The following is a 16575-nucleotide window of genomic DNA, read 5'->3' on the forward strand; positions in this document are numbered from 1 at the left end:
CATCGTGTGAATGAGTCAGAGGATGGGCTTTCCTCCCGTCACGCCATACCGCGAACCGGAAATGTAACTGCTTTCGTCGGAAGCCAGCAGAACGTAAATGGGTGCGACTTCGACCGGTTGGCCGGGCCGTCCCAACGGCGTGTTCCCGCCGAAGTTTTGCACTTCTTCGCTAGGCATCGTCGACACGATCAAAGGCGTCCAGATCGGCCCCGGCGCGACACTGTTGACCCGAATGCCACGCGGCCCAAGCATTTGCGCCAAACCCGCGGTGAAATTGGCAATCGCCCCTTTCGTGGTGGCGTAGGGCAACAGCGTGGGTTTGGGCGAGTCCGAGTTCACCGAGCTGGTATTAATAATCGAGCTGCCTGGCTTCATGTGCGGCAGCGCGGATTTGCACAAGCGAAACATCGCCGTGACGTTGATATCGAACGTCCGGAGCCACTCTTCGTCGGCGATTTCCTCGAGGCTTTCATGGCTCATCTGAAACGCCGCGTTGTTCACCAGCACATCGATGCGACCAAAGGCCTCCACGGTCTGCTGGACGACCGCCGAGCAATGCGCCTTGTCGGCCAGATCACCTGGCAACAAGACGCACTGGCGCCCCGCTTCTTCGACCCAACGCGCGGTCTCCCTGGCATCTTCGTGCTCATCCAGGTACGAGATCGCCACATCGGCGCCCTCCCGGGCGAACGCAATGGCAACCGCACGCCCAATACCGCTGTCGGCTCCTGTAATCAGCGCGATTTTGTTGGCCAGCCGATTGGAGCCCTTGTACCGCGTCTCGCCACAATCGGGATAAGGCTCCATCCGGCCCTGATCACCCGGCACAGGTTGCTGTTGGGCCTTGAACGGCGGCTTTGGATAATCGGTCATCACACTCTCCTTCGCTGTCCACACGCACTGTGCATGGGTAAGGGGTGGACTTTGCGGCTCACGCAGGAGTTCGCACTTTTTACACAAGCCTCCACACAACGTGACAAACCGTGGCCGCCCGGTAAAAAACGCTGAACGATTCTGACGGGCGCATGCTCCCACGCTGAAGACAACGTGCTTCCCGGTGCCAGACAACATTCACCCTGTGCGTCGCTCAACCCATATCCTTAACGTCGAGAACCGCATGAGCCAAATCATCACTCGCCCGTCAGAGTCCCATGCCACTCCCGCCGACGACGCGATCATGTTCGGCTCGCTGAAAGATCGTCTGGATTTTTACCGCAAGGAAATTCAGTACGAGACCACCATGCTCTCCAATCGCACCAACGCCTACCTTGGGGCGCAGTCGTTTCTGGTCATTGCGTATTCGTCTTCCATGGGCAACACCCATCCGCAGTGGGGAAACTTCTTTTCACTGGTGGTTTCAATTCTGCTGGCCGTGCTGGGCCTTATCACCTCACTACACGCCTGGTCAGGCATCAAGGCGGCGTCGGAGATCATCGGTCACTGGTACTTGAAGCAGACCCATCTGCTGCAGAGCCAGCCTGGCATGAGCGATGTGTACGACGACTCGCCGCTGTTCGCCAAGCGCGAATCCAACCAGCGGGGATACCGGGACGCGCTGAAATTTTCCATACGCTCACCGTGGATCTTCTCGACCCTCTGGATCGTGCTGGGTGGATTTTCCGGGTTCATTCACTTCGTCGGCGTGAAGTTATGAGCACTCTGTCGGAACGACGAAACCGTCTTGCACTACCCCAGTCAGGCTTTCTACCGACCACTGCATGTTTCGCCCTGCGTGGCCGGTCTCGTTCTCAATATCATCCCGAGGGTCAGCCATGATCGGTGTCGTCATCCCTGCTCACAATGAAGAGCTTTGCCTGGAGGCCTGCCTGCTCAGCGTACTGGCCGCCACCGCCCATCCACTGTTGGCCGCCGAACGCGTCGAGATCGTGGTGGTGCTGGATACCTGCTGCGATGAGTCCCGCGCCATCGCCGAACGCCATGCGGTCACCGTCATCGAAGTACAGGCACGCAGCGTCGGCGTCGCTCGAGCGGCGGGCGCTCAGTATCTGATCGACGCAGACGCCCGATGGCTGGCGTGCACAGATGCAGACTCGATCGTGCCGCTGGACTGGCTCGCCGCGCAGTTGGCCCATGGCGCCGACGCCGTCTGTGGCGTGGTCGAAGTGGACGACTGGAGCGAACATGGTGCGATGGTCCGCCAGCGTTATGAAGCCGCTTACATGGATCAGGATGGCCATCGCCACATTCATGGGGCTAACCTGGGCATGACCCGTACCGCCTATGTACAGGCGGGAGGGTTTCCGGCGATGCGCTGCCATGAGGACGTTCACCTGGTGCAAGCACTTCAGGCTTCGGGGGCCAACATTGCCTGGAGCCGATCGGTACGAGTGCGCACCAGTGCACGTATGGCGTTCAAGGCACAGGGCGGATTCGGGAGTTACCTGTTGAGCCTGGCCGCCAGTCTTGAAGGCGGTGCGGCATGAAGGCGATGAATTCAGCGGCCCGGCTGGCCGAACTGCTTCGCGCACTGACTGAGACTGACACTCAGCATCGTTCGACCTCCCGGATCATGGATACCCTGCTCGCGCTTCAAGCCGAAGGTCTTGATCGTCTGCCTTTACCGGGCTCAGGTGCCACCCTGCAACGTTGGCAACGGCTGGCCCACGTGGCGGCGGCGGATCTGTCACTGGCCAAGTTTTATGAGTCCCACACCGACGCGCTGGCCATTCTCGCCGAATGTCAGGCGGGCGTGCCCATGGACGAAGGCCTCTGGGCGGTATGGGCTGCCGAGCCGCCAGACGCTCGCGTTCGTATTGTCCAGCGCCGGGGCCGAGAGGTGCGCTTGACCGGGCGCAAGGCCTGGTGTTCGGGCGCCTTGCAGGTGGATCACGGGCTGCTGACTGTCTGGGATGAATCGCAGCAACCGCAGATGGCAGTGATCCATCTGGATAGTCGCGAAAGTCTGACCTTCATCGATCAGTGGCAGGCAGTCGGCATGGCTGCAACGCAGACCATCGACCTGGAGCTGACCGATTGTCCCGCGGTGCTTGTGGGCGAACCTGGTCAGTATGTGCATCGCCCCGGCTTCTGGCACGGCAGCATCGGCATTGCCGCATGCTGGTACGGCGCCGCCGTCGGGCTGGCTCGCCATCTGCACCTGCGCTGCCAATCCCCGAAGGCTGATCCTCACGCGCTGGCGCATCTGGGCGCCGTCGACGCAGCGCTGGCCGGAGCACGGGCAACGTTGCACAGCAGCGCCGCATGGATCGACGCCCATCCCTGCGCAGACGCCGCTCGGCTGGCGCAACAAACCCGCGCTCAAGTGGAACACGCGGTGCAGCAGGTTCAGGAACACGTCGGACGCGCATTGGGTGCGGCGCCCTTTTGCCAGAACAGCCACTTTGCCCGGCTGGCGGCGGATTTGCCGGTATTCGTCCGCCAAAGCCATGCAGAGCGCGACTTGGCTCAGTTGGGCCAGGCGGTCGCCAGCGAAGGTGAGCACACATGGATGATCTGAGCGCCGATCAGAATTTGATTCAGGGCAACGGCACGCGTCTTGAGGCCTGGAAAGCATCCCGTTCCCTGGCCAATACGCCGTGCATCGACCCACAGCAAGTACGGAGTTCCTTCGAACGCCTGGTGGTGGTCGCGCCGCATCCGGACGATGAAATCCTCGGCAGCACCGCCCTGCTTTCCACCCTGTTGGGCGAAGAACAGCGTCTGTTGATGATCGCCGTCACCGATGGCGAGGCCAGCCACCCCGACTCACAGGACTGGTCCCCGGACGCATTACGGCAACAGCGGCCATTGGAAAGCCGCCACGCGCTGGAGCGACTGGGGCTGCGCAGCGAGCACATCGTCTGGGATCGGTTGGGCCTGCCGGACAGCGAAGCCGCCTCTGGCATTGATCAGCTCGAAGCGCATTTACGCATGACCTTGCGGCCCCACGACACGGTGCTGACCACTTGGCGTCACGACGGGCATTGCGATCATGAAGCCGTCGGTCAAGCGTGCGCGAGGGTGACCGAAGAGAAAGGCCTGCCTTTGATCGAGGTGCCCCTCTGGGCCTGGCATTGGGCCGATCCTGAGGATGCGCGGCTGCCATGGTCGCGGGCGCGCAAGGTGCCCCTGAGCAACGAATGCCTGCAACGAAAGCGCGCCGCCATCGCCGCGCACGCCACCCAGTTAGCACCTCAAGGTGAGCAACCTGCGGTGCTGACGCAGGCCACCCTGCAACGCCTGTTACAACCTTTCGAGTTGATATTCATATGACCGTGAACGAAGCCTATTTCGAGCAGATGTTTGCCGACAGCGATGACCCTTGGTCGTTTCGCACCCGCTGGTACGAACAGCGCAAACGCGCGCTGATCATGGCCTGCCTTCCCCGACAACATTACGAACGGATCTTTGAGCCGGCCTGCGCCAATGGTGAGCTGAGTGCGCTGTTGGCCGAGCGGGCGTCGTCATTGCTGAGCCAGGACGTCAATGCCAAGGCCGTGATGCTGACGCGTGACCGACTGAGCGGCGTGGCCCACGCCAACGTCAATCAGGCCTCTTTGCCGAAGGATTGGCCACCTGGCAGGTTCGACCTGATCGTGCTGGGTGAAATCGGCTACTACCTGACACCGACGCAATGGCAGACCGTGATCGAGCGATGCCGCAATAGCCTGACTGCCGAGGGCGGCGTTCTGGCCTGTCATTGGCTTGCGCCCATCGAAGGCTGCCCACAAACCGGTCGCGAAGTGCATGAGCGCTTGCGTGAGAACTTGGGAATGAGCCGCCTGATCAAACACGAAGAACCTGACTTTATCCTCGAATACTGGACGGTTCGGCCATTCCGGTTCGACTTGAGCGAGCGCACCGCTTCATGTGAAGACAGCGCTTGCAGGTCGCTCAGTTCTGAAACCCGATAAGCACGTCGAGAAATACATAAAACAGCATTGCGCACGCCATGGAGACGCCCACGTAGCAAGCCAGAATCATTCGGTCACTCATCAGCCTACGCTCACTTCACATCAGGGAGTGGTCGTCTGATAGCCGGGCGCATGAACAGTTCCGACAAATGAGCGGCGGATGCCTCGTCTGAGCGACAGTCACCCTCGCTCGTTCTGATACGATGCTCGGGCCGCGCGTTGAATGCCTCGCGCGGCCCGATACTGCACCCTCAGCCAAAGACCGAGTTCACACCAGTTTGTCGAGGGTGACCGGAAAATCCCGCACCCGTTTGCCGGTGGCATGAAACACTGCATTCGCCACGGCCGCTGCAACACCGACAATCCCGATCTCGCCGACGCCTTTGGAGCCCAGCTCATTCACGATGTCGTCCTGCTCTTCGACAAAGAACGCGTCGATCTCTCCGACATCGGCATGCACCGGAATGTGGTATTCCGCCAGGCTGTGGTTCATGAAGCGGCCCAGGTTGTGGTCAGTCAGGGTGTCCTCCTGCAGGGCCATACCAAGGCCCCATACCACGCCTCCGAGCAACTGGCTCTGCGCAGTCTTCGGGTTGACCACCCGGCCTGCCGCGACCGCGCTCACTACGCGGCTGACCTTGATCGTGCCAAGGTCCTCATCCACCCGTACCTCGACGAACACCGCCGAATGCGTCGCGGTTGAAAATCCGCTGCGTTGAGGGCCGGGCTCTGCATCAATCTGCACCTCCAGCGCATCGCCTTCGCAACGGGCGACCACCTGCGCGATGGAAAAGCGGCGATCACCTATGTGCACGAACCCGTCACCGAATCCCACCTGCTCGACCGGCACACCGGCAACCTCCGGATGTAGACGGCGCAACGCCTCAAGCACCTGAGCGCGCAGGATCTGGCAAGCCTGCCTGACTGCCGAGCCCACCGACGACACCGTGAACGAACCGCCCTGCAGCGGCGCGGTAGGCAGCGATGAGTCGCCCAGTACGAACGTCACATCCTGCGGCATGACCCCGGCCGCATCAGCAGCGATCTGAGTCATGACCGTGTACGTGCCGGTGCCGATGTCGGTAGTCGCGCTGCTGACGGTCAACTTGCCGTGGGCATCCAGACGCGCCTTGGCACTGGCCTTCATCTGCATGGCTTCCCATACCCCGCCGGCTACGCCCCAGCCAAGCAACTCGCGCCCTTCGCGCATGCTCCGAGGCGCCGGGTTACGCCGGTGCCAGCCAAAGCGCTCGGCACCCTCGTCGTAACAGGCCAGCAGCGCTTTGCTCGAATACGGCTTGCCTTCGTTCCCATTGCTGTCAGCAAAGTTGATCCGACGCAATTGCAGCGGATCGATGTCGGCGGCCACCGCCAGTTCATCCATCGCACCTTCCAGCGCGATCACACCCGAGGCTGCCCCCGGCGCGCGCATGTCCAACGGCGTATAGACGTCGAGCGGCACGAGGCGATAGTTCAATGCAACGTTGTCACAGCGATAGAGCATGCCGCTCCACTCGACGAGGTGCTCGGTGAAGTCCTCGAAGCGTGAGGTCTGGCCGGTGGCGTCATGCCCGACGGCCACCAGCCGCCCTTCCCCGTCCGCGCCCAGACGTACCCGTTGCGACGTACGCGGGCGATAGCCAAAGGTGAACATCTGCTGACGAGTCAGCGTGACGCGCACCGAACGCTTGAGGGTGAGCGCAGCCATCACCGCCAGAGGCAGTTGATACTGTGGGCGCAGCCCCGAACCAAACGCCCCGCCCACGAAAGCGGCGAGGATGCGAATTTTCTCCTTGGGCAGATCGAAGACCTTGTGCAGGTAGTCTTGGCAGTTCTGCGTGCCTTGGGTCTTGTCGTGGATCTCCAGACTGCCATCCGCTTTGAACAGTACGGTTGAAGCATGTGGCTCCATCGGGTTGTGGTGTTCGACGGGCGTGGTATACGTCACGTCCACTTGCGTGGTGGCATCAGCGTAGTGCCGGGCGAAATCGCCACGGGCCTTGGGCGTCTCTGCCGGTGCCGTGTGTGCGCGGTCGAAGTCGGCGCTCAGGTCAGTCTGATGGGGTTCCTCTTCATAGGTGATGCGCAGCAACGACCCGGCGTAGCGGGCCATTTCCAATGTCTGCGCCACCACCAGCGCCAGCGGTTGGCCGCTGTACAGCACGCGATCGTTGTAGAGCGGCCGAAAGGGACTCCCCTCTGCCGAATCAGCATCGCTATAGTCATCGTCGTAACTGGACAAGCGTGGCCGATTCCGGTGGTCGAGAATGAGCTCCACCCCCGGCACCTTGAGCGCCGCTGATGTGTCGATGTCCAGCACGCGGCCTTTGGCAATAGTGCTGGACACGACACTGCCGAACAGCAATCCCTGTTCAGGAAACTCGCCCGCATAACGCGCCTGTCCCGTGACTTTCGCCACGCCGTCCACACGATCCAGCGGTTGCCCCACCACAGCATTGAAAGTGTTCATCTGGCATGTCCTCCCATCGCCGCATCACTTAGCGCCCGCACGACCGCACGTCGGGCGAGCCTGACCTTGAAGCCGTTGTGGCTCAGCGGTCTGGCCTCTCGCAATAGAAGTTCTGCAGCGTGAGTGAAGGTCTCATGGGCGACGGGCTGGCCCTTGAGCGAAGCTTCCACAGCCTTGTCGCGCCACGGCTTGTGCGCGACACCGCCGAGGGTCAGCCTCGCTTCGGCAATACGATCACCGTCCAGTGTCAGCGCAACCGCCACCGAGACCAGTGCAAAGGCGTAGGAGGCGCGGTCACGAATCTTGAGGTAGCGGTAATGCGTCATGAAACGCGGGGGTGGCAACTCGATCGCCGTGATCAACTCGTCATCGGCGAGCTGGTTATCCCGCTGCGGGGCGTCTCCCGGCAGGCGATGAAAGTCTGCGAACTCGATGCGACGCGAGCCTGCACGGCCTTCCACCAGCACCACCGCTTCCAGCGCTGCCAGCGCCACGCACATGTCGGAAGGATGGGTGGCGACGCAAGCATCGCTCGCGCCCAGAATCGCATGAATTCGGTTGAGGCCAGAGCGTGCCGGGCAACCGCTGCCAGGCTCGCGTTTATTGCACGGTGTTCCAGTGTCGTAGAAGTAGTAGCAACGGGTGCGCTGAAGCAGATTACCGCCGGTGCTCGCCATGTTGCGAAGCTGTGGGGAGGCCCCCGCCAGAATGGCCTGTGACAGCAACGGGTAGCGCTGTTCGATCAGCGGATGCCAGGCAAGATCCGCATTGCTGACCAACGCGCCAATGCGCAACCCACCGTCCGGTAGTTCTTCGACGCCATCGAGCCCCAGCCCGGTGATGTCGATCAAGCGGGTCGGGCGTACGACGTTCTCTTTCATCAGATCGAGCAGGTTGGTACCGCCCGCGATGAAGCGTGTGGTGGCGCCTGCCAGCTTGATGGCTTCGCTAACGTGCGCTGGGCGGGAATACTGGAAGGGCATCATGACTGCGCACCTCTCGGTTTGAAATGATCCTGCTGCAGATCATTGCGGGTACGAGACACGCCCTCCTCGACGGCGCGGATGATGTTGGTGTACGCGCCGCAACGGCAGAGATTGCCACTCATCATTTCCTTGATGCTGTCGCGGTCATGGGCCCGCCCCTCACGCGCGAGCCCCACCGCCGAACAGATCTGACCGGGGGTGCAGTACCCACACTGAAACGCATCATGGGTGATAAATGCGCGTTGCATCGGATGCAGTTCGTCGCCGTTGGCAAGGCCTTCAACGGTGGTCAGCTCGGCGCCGTCACACATTACGGCCAAGGTCAGGCAAGCGTTGATGCGCTGACCATTTCGCAGAACGGTGCAGGCACCGCATTGGCCGTGATCGCAGCCTTTTTTGGTGCCTGTCAGATCAAGCTCGTCTCTGAGCAGATCCAGCAGGGTCAACCAGGGAAAGACATCAAGAGCTTTGTGATCGCCGTTCAGGATGATGGAAATGCGATGCCGCTCGACGCCGGTAGAAGGACTCGGGTTCATATTGACCTCACGGTAGGTAAGCCAGGCGCGCAGTGTGCTGCGTCTTGGAGGTACGACCGGACGTGTTTCCTGAACGTTCAGCCTTTTTCGATGAGGAACCATTGATCAGCAGCAGAGAAACGGTCCCAGGGGACAGACGCCTTTTAGGAGAAGCGCAGAAGTGACTCACGCAATCCCGAGTTCCAATGCTGGCCACACATCGCACTCCACCGCGTGCAGGAAGTCATAGCATCTATGGACGCTGGATATGGAGAGAGAGATGGATACATGGCGGCAAGAAGTCGCAGCAGCGCTACAACGAGAATTCTCTGACATCGCCGATGCTTCCCAACTGACCCTCATAGCCGTTCGGCTCGTGATGGCCGCGCTGCTGGGCGCTATCTTGGGATTTGAGCGCGAGTCGCAGGGCAAATCGGCAGGGGTGCGCACTCACATGCTGGTCTCGATCGGCGCAGCGCTCTTTGTACTCGTACCTGATATTTCAGGCGCGGAGCATGACGCCATTAGCCGCGTAGTCCAAGGAGTGGTCGCCGGGATCGGGTTTCTGGGCGCAGGCACGATCCTTAAAAATAGTGATCTCGACACGCATCAGGTTAAAGGGCTGACGACTGCTGCAGGGCTATGGATGACGGCGGCCATAGGCGTCGCAGCCGGTATGGGCAAAGAGGCCACTGCTGTGTTCAGCACGCTCTTGGCGTTGCTGGTGTTCAGTGTAATGCCATGGTTCGTTAAATTCTTTGAGCGCAAAACTTAATGGGGGGCAGGTCAGACGTTCGATACAAAAATGTCAGGTGCAAATTCGTTGAAGCTTCCAATGTCCGTTTTGGGTCGATTCTTTAGAAAACAGTCGACCCGGCATGCCTTCAGCGGAGAAATCGCCATCCTTGCGCGCTGCTATGGCAAATCTGGACCCCTGAACCTCTGCTCACGCCAACCTCACCTCAAACCCCCGCCGTACTCCCGGTCGCGCCATCATCCTTTCATACCACGCCGCGACATTTGGCAACGCCGAAAACGACACCTGATGCCGTTCATGACGCCAGGCCCAGCCAAGGATGGCGAAATCGGCAATGGACGGCTCGCCTGAGGTCGCGACAAACTCGCGTGCGGCCAGGCGTGTGTCGAGGACGTGGTACAAGCGGTGTGTCTCGTTGCTGAATCGCTTTAGGCCGTAATCGCGGGCTTCGCCGTCGGGGAGTTGCAGGAAGTGATGAACCTGGCCGGGCGCCGGGCCGAAACCGCCCATCTGCCACATCAGCCATTCGTAAACAGCGACGCGTTCACTAAGGTTCCGGGGCAGAAAGCGACCGGTTTTTTCTGCGAGGTAGAGCAAGATGGCGCCGGATTCGAACACGGTGACGGGTTCGCCCTGCGGTCCGTTCTGGTCGATGATGGCGGGGATTTTGCTATTGGGATTGATCGCCACAAAAGCCGGCTCGAATTGTTGGCCGCGGCTGATATCGACTATGTTCACATCGTACGGCAGGCCGAACTCCTCAAGGGCAACGCTGATCTTTCGACCGTTGGGCGTGTCGTAGGTGTACAACTGGATGCTCATGTCTCCCCCTTACTCACTCAAAAAACGGCTCACGGATCGGGCCATCAAAGGTATCAGACCGGTGAGCGATCAAGGAGCCCCTTTCGCTGGCAAGGTGCGGTTTTAGTGCACATATCAAGTCGTCAAGGGTCACATCGTTTCGCATGTGCTACCCCAATAAGCTGATCAACACCGCGCAGCGTCCAACCGCTCCTTTATTTCAAGCAAATGGTGCAAGCGGCTGCCTGTGCAGGTTCAGAGTCATCCGTATCTGCACAGGCGATCTTCAAAACATCCAGCAGGCAACGTCGAAATCCCTCTACCACAGGCTGCGCGGAAGACGACATTCGCAAACACACGGCGAATTCCGGCAATTCAGGCAGCCCTGACTTCTCCAGGGTGATCAAATCCTCCGGAACCGTCGAGGCCAGCCACGCGGTGATCGCCAGCCCGACCCGCACGGTAGACGCCGTCGCTTCGAAGCTGCCATTTTCAAAGATCGTGCGCCACATAATCCCCTCGTTCGCCAGCGCGCCCAGCACCAGAGGCCGAAACACACAGCGCTCGTCCACCAGCGACAGCGGCAATGGCCTGGCTTTCCAGATCTCACTGCCCGCGCTACCCACCCAAACAAGAGGCTCTGTGCGAAGGATTTCGCCTTGCGGGTTGCTCGCCAGGTATTCGATGAGCGCGACGTCCAGATGGCCTTCCTTGATGTCGTCATGCAGTTCAGGCGACGGCGCGCACTTCAACGACAGTTCCACCAGCGGGTGCGATTCGGTGAACGCTTTCAAGGCAGGCGCCAGCGAGGTGATCAAGTCCGGTGGCGCGCCGATGCGCACGCGGCCGCGCTTGGGACTGCCCACGGTGTCCGCCCAGATTTCGTCGTTCAGTTGCAACAGGCGGCGGGCTTTGCCCAGGAACAACTCGCCTTGCGGGGTCAGTTCCAGTTGCCGAGGTTTGCGCGCCAGCAGCACACAGCCCAGGTGCTCCTCCAGGCGCTTGACTTGCTGACTCACCGCGCCTTGGGTCATGAACAGCAAATTGGCAGCAGTGGTCATGCTCTGGTGGTCGGCAACCGCCACGAAGGTGCGGATCAGGGCGAGGTCGAGGTTGCGAATCATGGTCGGGATTACGAAGTGTAATGTCGGGCATTAAGGATATTCGATTTTGTAATCGATGACGCCTCGGTAGCGTACGCGAATCCGTTCATCCTTCCTGCGTGGTTCAAGAAAATGCCTCCACTCCTCCCGTTCGCTGAATCGTTCGATCTCGATCACTGCTTCGCCACCCTTTCCGAACACTGGTCCCCCAAGGTCGTTGCACAGGTCAACGATCAGTATGTGAAGGTGGCCAAAGTGCTGGGGCAGCTGGTCTGGCACGACCACGAAACCCAGGATGAACTGTTCTATGTGGTCAAGGGGCATTTGCGCATCGAGTACGAAGGGGGTCGTGCGGTGGAACTGTCTGCCGGGTCGATGCACGTGGTGCCGCGCGGTGTTTTGCACAACCCGGTAGCCGAAGAGGAATGCTGGATTGTGCTGATCGAACCGGCAGACACGCTGCATACCGGCACGGCCTATTCGCCCCTCACCAAAACCGTGGAACAGCAATTGGGCTGACCCTTTGAGGCCCGTCTTCATTGAGCATGCTGGCGTGTATCGTTGCTTTACATGAATCTAATCATCTAAATCGATTCCACTTCTCGCGCCAAAAGGCCGATGCTCTTCATCAGGCCGCCGTCCTGTCGACGGCGACACTGAACGACGGAGAACATCATGAAAACGAATACCCATCAGGATTACCGCAACGTGCTGTTCCACGACACCGCCGCTGACGCGTTCTTTCTGATTCCGTCCACGGTTGAGAGTCACAGCGTGCGCGTTCACAGCGACGGCCATTCTTATCCTTACGTGGCGCTGGACATCTCCAGCGCTTCGCACCCGCTGTACACCCATCAGCAACGCAAGGCGGGCAGCGAAGGACGCATCGCAGGCTTCAACAAGCGCTTCGCGGGCTTCGGCTCGGTCGCGGCGTGATAAGCGACCCATTCATCGCGTGGCAGTCACCATTGCAGCCCAACCGCAGCCCCCGTCTCAGGGGGCTGTTTTTTTGTGGGGCGAAGGTGCGAACGGCGTGGACGTTGCCGCCGAGCACTGCATCGACCCCCGCCCGTAAACCATGCAATACAACGCCCCCGCCAGCACCAGCCCGACCACCCAACTGACGTCCGCTCCCAGCCATTGCGCCACGACACCGGTGAAGAAGGACAACTTCATGAATGGAATGGTGCCGACGATCGAGACGGCGTAGACCGCCAGCGTTTTACGGTTGAACCGCCCATAGCGCTTGCGGCAGTCATACAAGGCCGCCACGTCATAGTGCCCGTTGCACACCCAGTAGTAGTCGACCAGGTTGATCGCGCTCCACGGAATGAGCAGGTACAACTGGCCGATCAGGATGTCCGAGAAAAAGGTGTCGAAGCGGTACTGTGTGGCGATGGCGATCAAGGTCGCAGCCACACTCAGCACCGCCATCACCCCGGCTTTGGCCCGAGGCGTGACGGCGGTCAGCTTGCCGAACGCCCCGAAGATCGTCACTGACGACATGTACGCGCTGTACAGGCATAGCACGTTGTACTGAACGACGCCCAGCGCAATTACGGTCAGCGCCAGCGGCGCCCAAGGGCCAAACAGCCCGGCAATGGCGGTGGACGGATCCCGTTCAAGCGCAGCCGAAAGCGTCTGGGCCAGCAACGCGCCCAGCGCCATCATCGCAAACGACCCTAACGCGCAGCCGCAGTAGGTGTTCCAGAAAGTGGCGCGGCTGCTCACGTTGTCTGGCAGATAGCGCGAATAATCGGCCACATAAGGGCCATACCCCAACGTCCAGGACGCCGCTTGTGCAATGACTAGGTTGAAGGCGATCCAGGAAAATCCGGCGCCCGCCGCCACAGGTGTCGCACCATCGGGTTGCATGAGTACCAATGCCAGCGCGGTTCCGAATACCAGTGTGGACAACAGGCTCATCCAGGCGCCCAGGCGGTGAATCAGTTCATAGCCCACAAAACCGATGACAAAGGTCAGGACGCCGACCACCATGATCGCCGTGTCATCGCTCATGGGTATCAGGGCTTTGAGCGCATCGCGCATCAACACACCGCTGGCGGCCAGAAACAGCACGGCGGCGATCACCATCACCAGTAGCGGGATGGCCGCCCCATACACGCCAAATTGCGCGCGACTCTGGATCATCTGCGGGATACCCAGATGAGGGCCTTGGGCCGAATGGGCCGCCATGAACACGGTGCCGATCAAATTACCGATCAGCAGGCCGAGCAACGTCCAGCCAAAGCTCAACCCTGAAGCGATCCCCAGTGTGCCGACCATCAGGGCCGTCACCTGGAAATTGGAGCTGAACCAAATGGTGAACAGGCGCCGGGGTGTGCCGTAGCGCTCATCGTGAGGGACAAATTCGATACTTCGCTTTTCCAGCTTCACATCCATCTCCTGAGTCGTCTCGATGGATTATCGGGTACCGCGATATCGCCTCTCGCCCTGCCTGCGAACCTGACATAGCCGGTAACGTCATGTTTCCAGAAGAGAATCATTCGAGACGGCGGGCAGCACGCAGCAACGCTGCAATGACATGGGCAGGCAGGTGTGAGTACGATGGCGGCAAACCCGGACTGGAAACCTTCCATGAGCCCCCCCTATCGCCTGCTCGTACTCTGTGGGCGTGCTCGGCGCCACTCGCCCAGGCCTCGATGAGCTGTGAAAGCGGGATTGGCTTGCCCGGCAACGCCCAGCGGCTTGAGGTTATCGGTGCCCGCGCTCTTCTGCACCGCGTTCGGCACATAGGCAATGGGCAGGTGGAGTGAAGATACCGTGCCCGGTGCTTTTTTTTCGTAGGCGAATGCCTGAGTTTTTGCGGATGAATGCGCACCCACAGGGTTTAGGGATGTCATCGCTGCAAAGCGCCATTTGAAAGCAATACCCCGCCTCCTCTACCATTCGATCAATTTCCCGTCGAGCGTAATCCGTCGTGCATGACAAGCCAGGCACCCCGCCCTCCATCGATCTCAGCCTGCTGGGGGGGCATTACTCGCCCGTAGCGCTCATTGAGCGCGAGCGTAAGGTCCTTGGCCAACTCGCGGCGGGCGTACCGTTGACCGAAGTGCTGAACGAGCTGCTGCTGGCGGTGGAAGCCCAGAGCAACAACATGATGGCCTCCGTGTTGTTTCTCAGCGAGGACGGCCAATACATGCTCCACGGTGCGGCCCCCAGCCTGCCGACCCGCTACAACGAAGCGATTCACGGCATCGCTATCGGCGAAGGGATCGGCTCCTGCGGTACGGCAGCGGCCCGGGGAACCCCGGTTTACGTCAACGACATCGCCAGCGATCCGCTCTGGGACGGTTACGCTGATCTCGCCGTGTCCAACGGTTTGCGCGCGTGCTGGTCGATGCCGATCAAGGCGGCCGACGGCACGGTCGTCGGCACCTTCGCCGTGTATTACGCCGAGCCACGCGCCCCGACCGCCAGCGACATCGAAGCGATCGCCGTTATCGCCCAGACGGTGGCGCTGGCCATCGAGCGGCATCGTTCGGACGTTCGCCTGCGGCGCAGTCAGGATGCCCTGCGCGATTTAAGCTCGGAACTGGAAAGCAAGGTCAACGAACGGGCCACGGAGCGCAGCCGCACCTGGTTGTTGAGTCCGGACCTGTTATCCGTGATCACCACCGATGGCACGATCGAGGCCTCGAACCCGGCGTGGACGATTGCGCTGGGCTGGTCGCCGGAGGAGTTGCAGACCAATCTGCTGTCGTTGGTGCACCCCGACGACCTCGCAGCCACCCAGGCGGCCCTCGACCACGTCGCCAAAGGCCGCCTGGTCTCGCGGTTTCAGAACCGCTATCGGCACCGTGACAACCGCTATCGCTGGCTCGCCTGGGTTGCGGTGCTGGAGGACGGCAAGATCTATTGCAGCGCTCGCGACATCACCACAGAGAAAGAACAGGCCGAAGCGCTGCGTCAGTCGCAAAAAATGGAAGCGGTCGGCCAGTTGACCGGTGGTGTAGCGCATGACTTCAACAACTTGCTGACCGTCATTCGTTCCTCGACCGACCTGCTGATGCGCCCCACGCTGACCGAAGAGCGCCGTCTGCGTTACGTGACGGCCATTTCCGAAACCGTGGACCGCGCCGCCAAGTTGACCGGCCAATTGCTCGCCTTTGCCCGCAGGCAGGCGCTGCAGCCGGAAGTGTTCAGTGCCTGTGACAACGTGCGGGCCATCAGCGGCATGATGGGCACCCTCACGGGCGCCCGAATCGACACCCTGATCGACCTTGCCGACGCCCCGTGCTTCGTCAACGCCGATCCGAGCCAGTTCGACACCGCCCTGATCAACATGGTCGCCAACGCGCGGGACGCCATGCAAGGTGAAGGCAAACTCATGATTGCCGTGCGTGCAGTGGAGTCGGTGCCCGCCATACGCGAGCACGCTGCACTGTCCGGGCCGTTCGTCGCGGTGTCGATCACCGACACCGGGTCGGGCATTCCGGCCACGCAACTGCAGCAGATCTTCGAGCCGTTCTACACCACCAAGGGCGTGGGCGAAGGCACGGGGCTGGGGCTTAGCCAGGTGTTCGGCTTTGCCAAGCAGTCGGGTGGGGAAATCGCCGTCATCAGTGATATGGGCAAAGGGACGACGTTCACCCTGTACCTGCCACGCGTGGCCGGTGAAGAACGGGTGCGTGACGAGGAGCGGCCAGACCTGTGCCTCGAAGACGGTCATGGCACCCGTGTCCTGGTCGTCGAAGACAACGGCGATGTCGGCAGCTTCGCCACTCAGGCGCTTTCCGAACTGGGTTATGTGCCGACCCTGGCGCGTACGGCCGCAGAAGCGCTGGGACTGCTTCAGGCCCGCGCCAGCCAGTTCGATGTGGTGTTTTCAGACGTGGTGATGCCGGGCATCAGCGGTATCGAACTGGCCCGGGAGCTGCGCACGCTCTACCCGGCGCTGCCCGTGGTGTTGACCTCCGGTTACAGCCATATCCTGGCCCGCTACGGAGTCGATGGCTTCGAACTGCTGCGCAAGCCCTATTCGATCGATCAACTGTCCCGCGTCCTGTTGAAAGTGTCGGCCAGACGCTAGCCCGTGCCCTCAAGGC

General features: G+C 60.9%; 16 protein-coding genes. 9 read left to right on the forward strand and 7 right to left on the reverse strand.

Annotation, left to right across the window (positions count from 1 at the left end):
• Window positions 1-15 precede the first annotated feature (15 nt).
• Window positions 16-873 (reverse strand): SDR family oxidoreductase, encoded by an 858-nt coding sequence (locus tag ACI2KB_RS04645; protein WP_404631890.1) that lies wholly within the window; start codon window positions 871-873, stop codon window positions 16-18.
• 244 nt (window positions 874-1117) lie between these two features.
• Between ACI2KB_RS04645 and ACI2KB_RS04650 the strand changes: the two genes are divergently transcribed.
• From ACI2KB_RS04650 to ACI2KB_RS04670, 5 genes are all read left to right on the forward strand, one after another.
• Window positions 1118-1654: a hypothetical protein gene (locus ACI2KB_RS04650; protein ID WP_404631892.1), complete on the forward strand. Its 537-nt coding sequence runs from the start codon at window positions 1118-1120 to the stop codon at window positions 1652-1654.
• Window positions 1655-1772: 118 nt separating this feature from the next.
• The gene (locus ACI2KB_RS04655) at window positions 1773-2444 is read left to right on the forward strand and encodes a glycosyltransferase (protein WP_404631894.1); all 672 of its coding nucleotides are present in this window, start codon (window positions 1773-1775) and stop codon (window positions 2442-2444) included.
• Entirely contained in the window at window positions 2441-3478 is a 1038-nt protein-coding gene (locus ACI2KB_RS04660) for an acyl-CoA dehydrogenase (protein WP_404631896.1), read from the forward strand. The genes ACI2KB_RS04655 and ACI2KB_RS04660 overlap by 4 nt, the downstream gene beginning before the upstream one ends.
• Window positions 3466-4233, forward strand: a complete 768-nt coding sequence (locus ACI2KB_RS04665; protein WP_404631898.1) for a PIG-L deacetylase family protein — start codon at window positions 3466-3468, stop codon at window positions 4231-4233. Before ACI2KB_RS04660 ends, ACI2KB_RS04665 begins: the two co-directional genes overlap by 13 nt.
• Window positions 4230-4874 (forward strand): SAM-dependent methyltransferase, encoded by a 645-nt coding sequence (locus tag ACI2KB_RS04670; RefSeq protein WP_404631900.1) that lies wholly within the window; start codon window positions 4230-4232, stop codon window positions 4872-4874. Before ACI2KB_RS04665 ends, ACI2KB_RS04670 begins: the two co-directional genes overlap by 4 nt.
• Window positions 4875-5142: 268 nt before the next feature.
• Here ACI2KB_RS04670 and ACI2KB_RS04675 read toward each other — a convergent pair whose 3' ends face one another.
• From ACI2KB_RS04675 to ACI2KB_RS04685, 3 genes are read right to left on the reverse strand one after another with little or no spacing between them, the layout of a single operon-like run.
• Entirely contained in the window at window positions 5143-7344 is a 2202-nt protein-coding gene (locus ACI2KB_RS04675) for a xanthine dehydrogenase family protein molybdopterin-binding subunit (RefSeq protein WP_404631902.1), read from the reverse strand.
• Window positions 7341-8330, reverse strand: a complete 990-nt coding sequence (locus ACI2KB_RS04680) for an FAD binding domain-containing protein (protein WP_404631904.1) — start codon at window positions 8328-8330, stop codon at window positions 7341-7343. Before ACI2KB_RS04680 ends, ACI2KB_RS04675 begins: the two co-directional genes overlap by 4 nt.
• Entirely contained in the window at window positions 8327-8866 is a 540-nt protein-coding gene (locus ACI2KB_RS04685) for a (2Fe-2S)-binding protein (protein WP_404632760.1), read from the reverse strand. The genes ACI2KB_RS04680 and ACI2KB_RS04685 overlap by 4 nt, the downstream gene beginning before the upstream one ends.
• 259 nt (window positions 8867-9125) lie before the next feature.
• On the opposite strand from ACI2KB_RS04685, the gene ACI2KB_RS04690 reads away from it, so the two are divergent.
• A complete protein-coding gene (locus ACI2KB_RS04690) occupies window positions 9126-9620 on the forward strand; it encodes an MgtC/SapB family protein (RefSeq protein ID WP_404631906.1) in 495 nt (164 codons plus the stop codon).
• A gap of 171 nt (window positions 9621-9791) precedes the next feature.
• Here ACI2KB_RS04690 and ACI2KB_RS04695 read toward each other — a convergent pair whose 3' ends face one another.
• Both ACI2KB_RS04695 and ACI2KB_RS04700 read right to left on the reverse strand, forming a co-directional pair.
• Window positions 9792-10424 (reverse strand): glutathione S-transferase family protein, encoded by a 633-nt coding sequence (locus tag ACI2KB_RS04695; protein WP_404631908.1) that lies wholly within the window; start codon window positions 10422-10424, stop codon window positions 9792-9794.
• 194 nt (window positions 10425-10618) lie between these two features.
• On the reverse strand, window positions 10619-11527 hold the full coding sequence (locus ACI2KB_RS04700; protein WP_404631910.1) for a LysR substrate-binding domain-containing protein: 909 nt from the start codon (window positions 11525-11527) through the stop codon (window positions 10619-10621).
• A gap of 111 nt (window positions 11528-11638) precedes the next feature.
• Between ACI2KB_RS04700 and ACI2KB_RS04705 the strand changes: the two genes are divergently transcribed.
• Entirely contained in the window at window positions 11639-12025 is a 387-nt protein-coding gene (locus ACI2KB_RS04705) for a cupin domain-containing protein (RefSeq protein ID WP_404631912.1), read from the forward strand.
• A gap of 156 nt (window positions 12026-12181) precedes the next feature.
• Complete coding sequence (locus ACI2KB_RS04710) at window positions 12182-12442, forward strand: type B 50S ribosomal protein L31 (protein ID WP_404631914.1); 261 nt, start codon at window positions 12182-12184, stop codon at window positions 12440-12442.
• A 57-nt stretch (window positions 12443-12499) separates the two neighbouring features.
• Here ACI2KB_RS04710 and ACI2KB_RS04715 read toward each other — a convergent pair whose 3' ends face one another.
• Window positions 12500-13903, reverse strand: coding sequence for a purine-cytosine permease family protein (locus ACI2KB_RS04715; RefSeq protein WP_404631916.1), 1404 nt, complete (start codon window positions 13901-13903; stop codon window positions 12500-12502).
• 544 nt (window positions 13904-14447) lie between these two features.
• Here ACI2KB_RS04715 and ACI2KB_RS04720 point away from each other — a divergent pair.
• Entirely contained in the window at window positions 14448-16559 is a 2112-nt protein-coding gene (locus ACI2KB_RS04720) for a GAF domain-containing protein (protein WP_404631918.1), read from the forward strand.
• Window positions 16560-16575 lie beyond the last annotated feature (16 nt).

Source organism: Pseudomonas sp. NPDC088444 (assembly GCF_044900175.1).
GTDB lineage: Bacteria > Pseudomonadota > Gammaproteobacteria > Pseudomonadales > Pseudomonadaceae > Aquipseudomonas.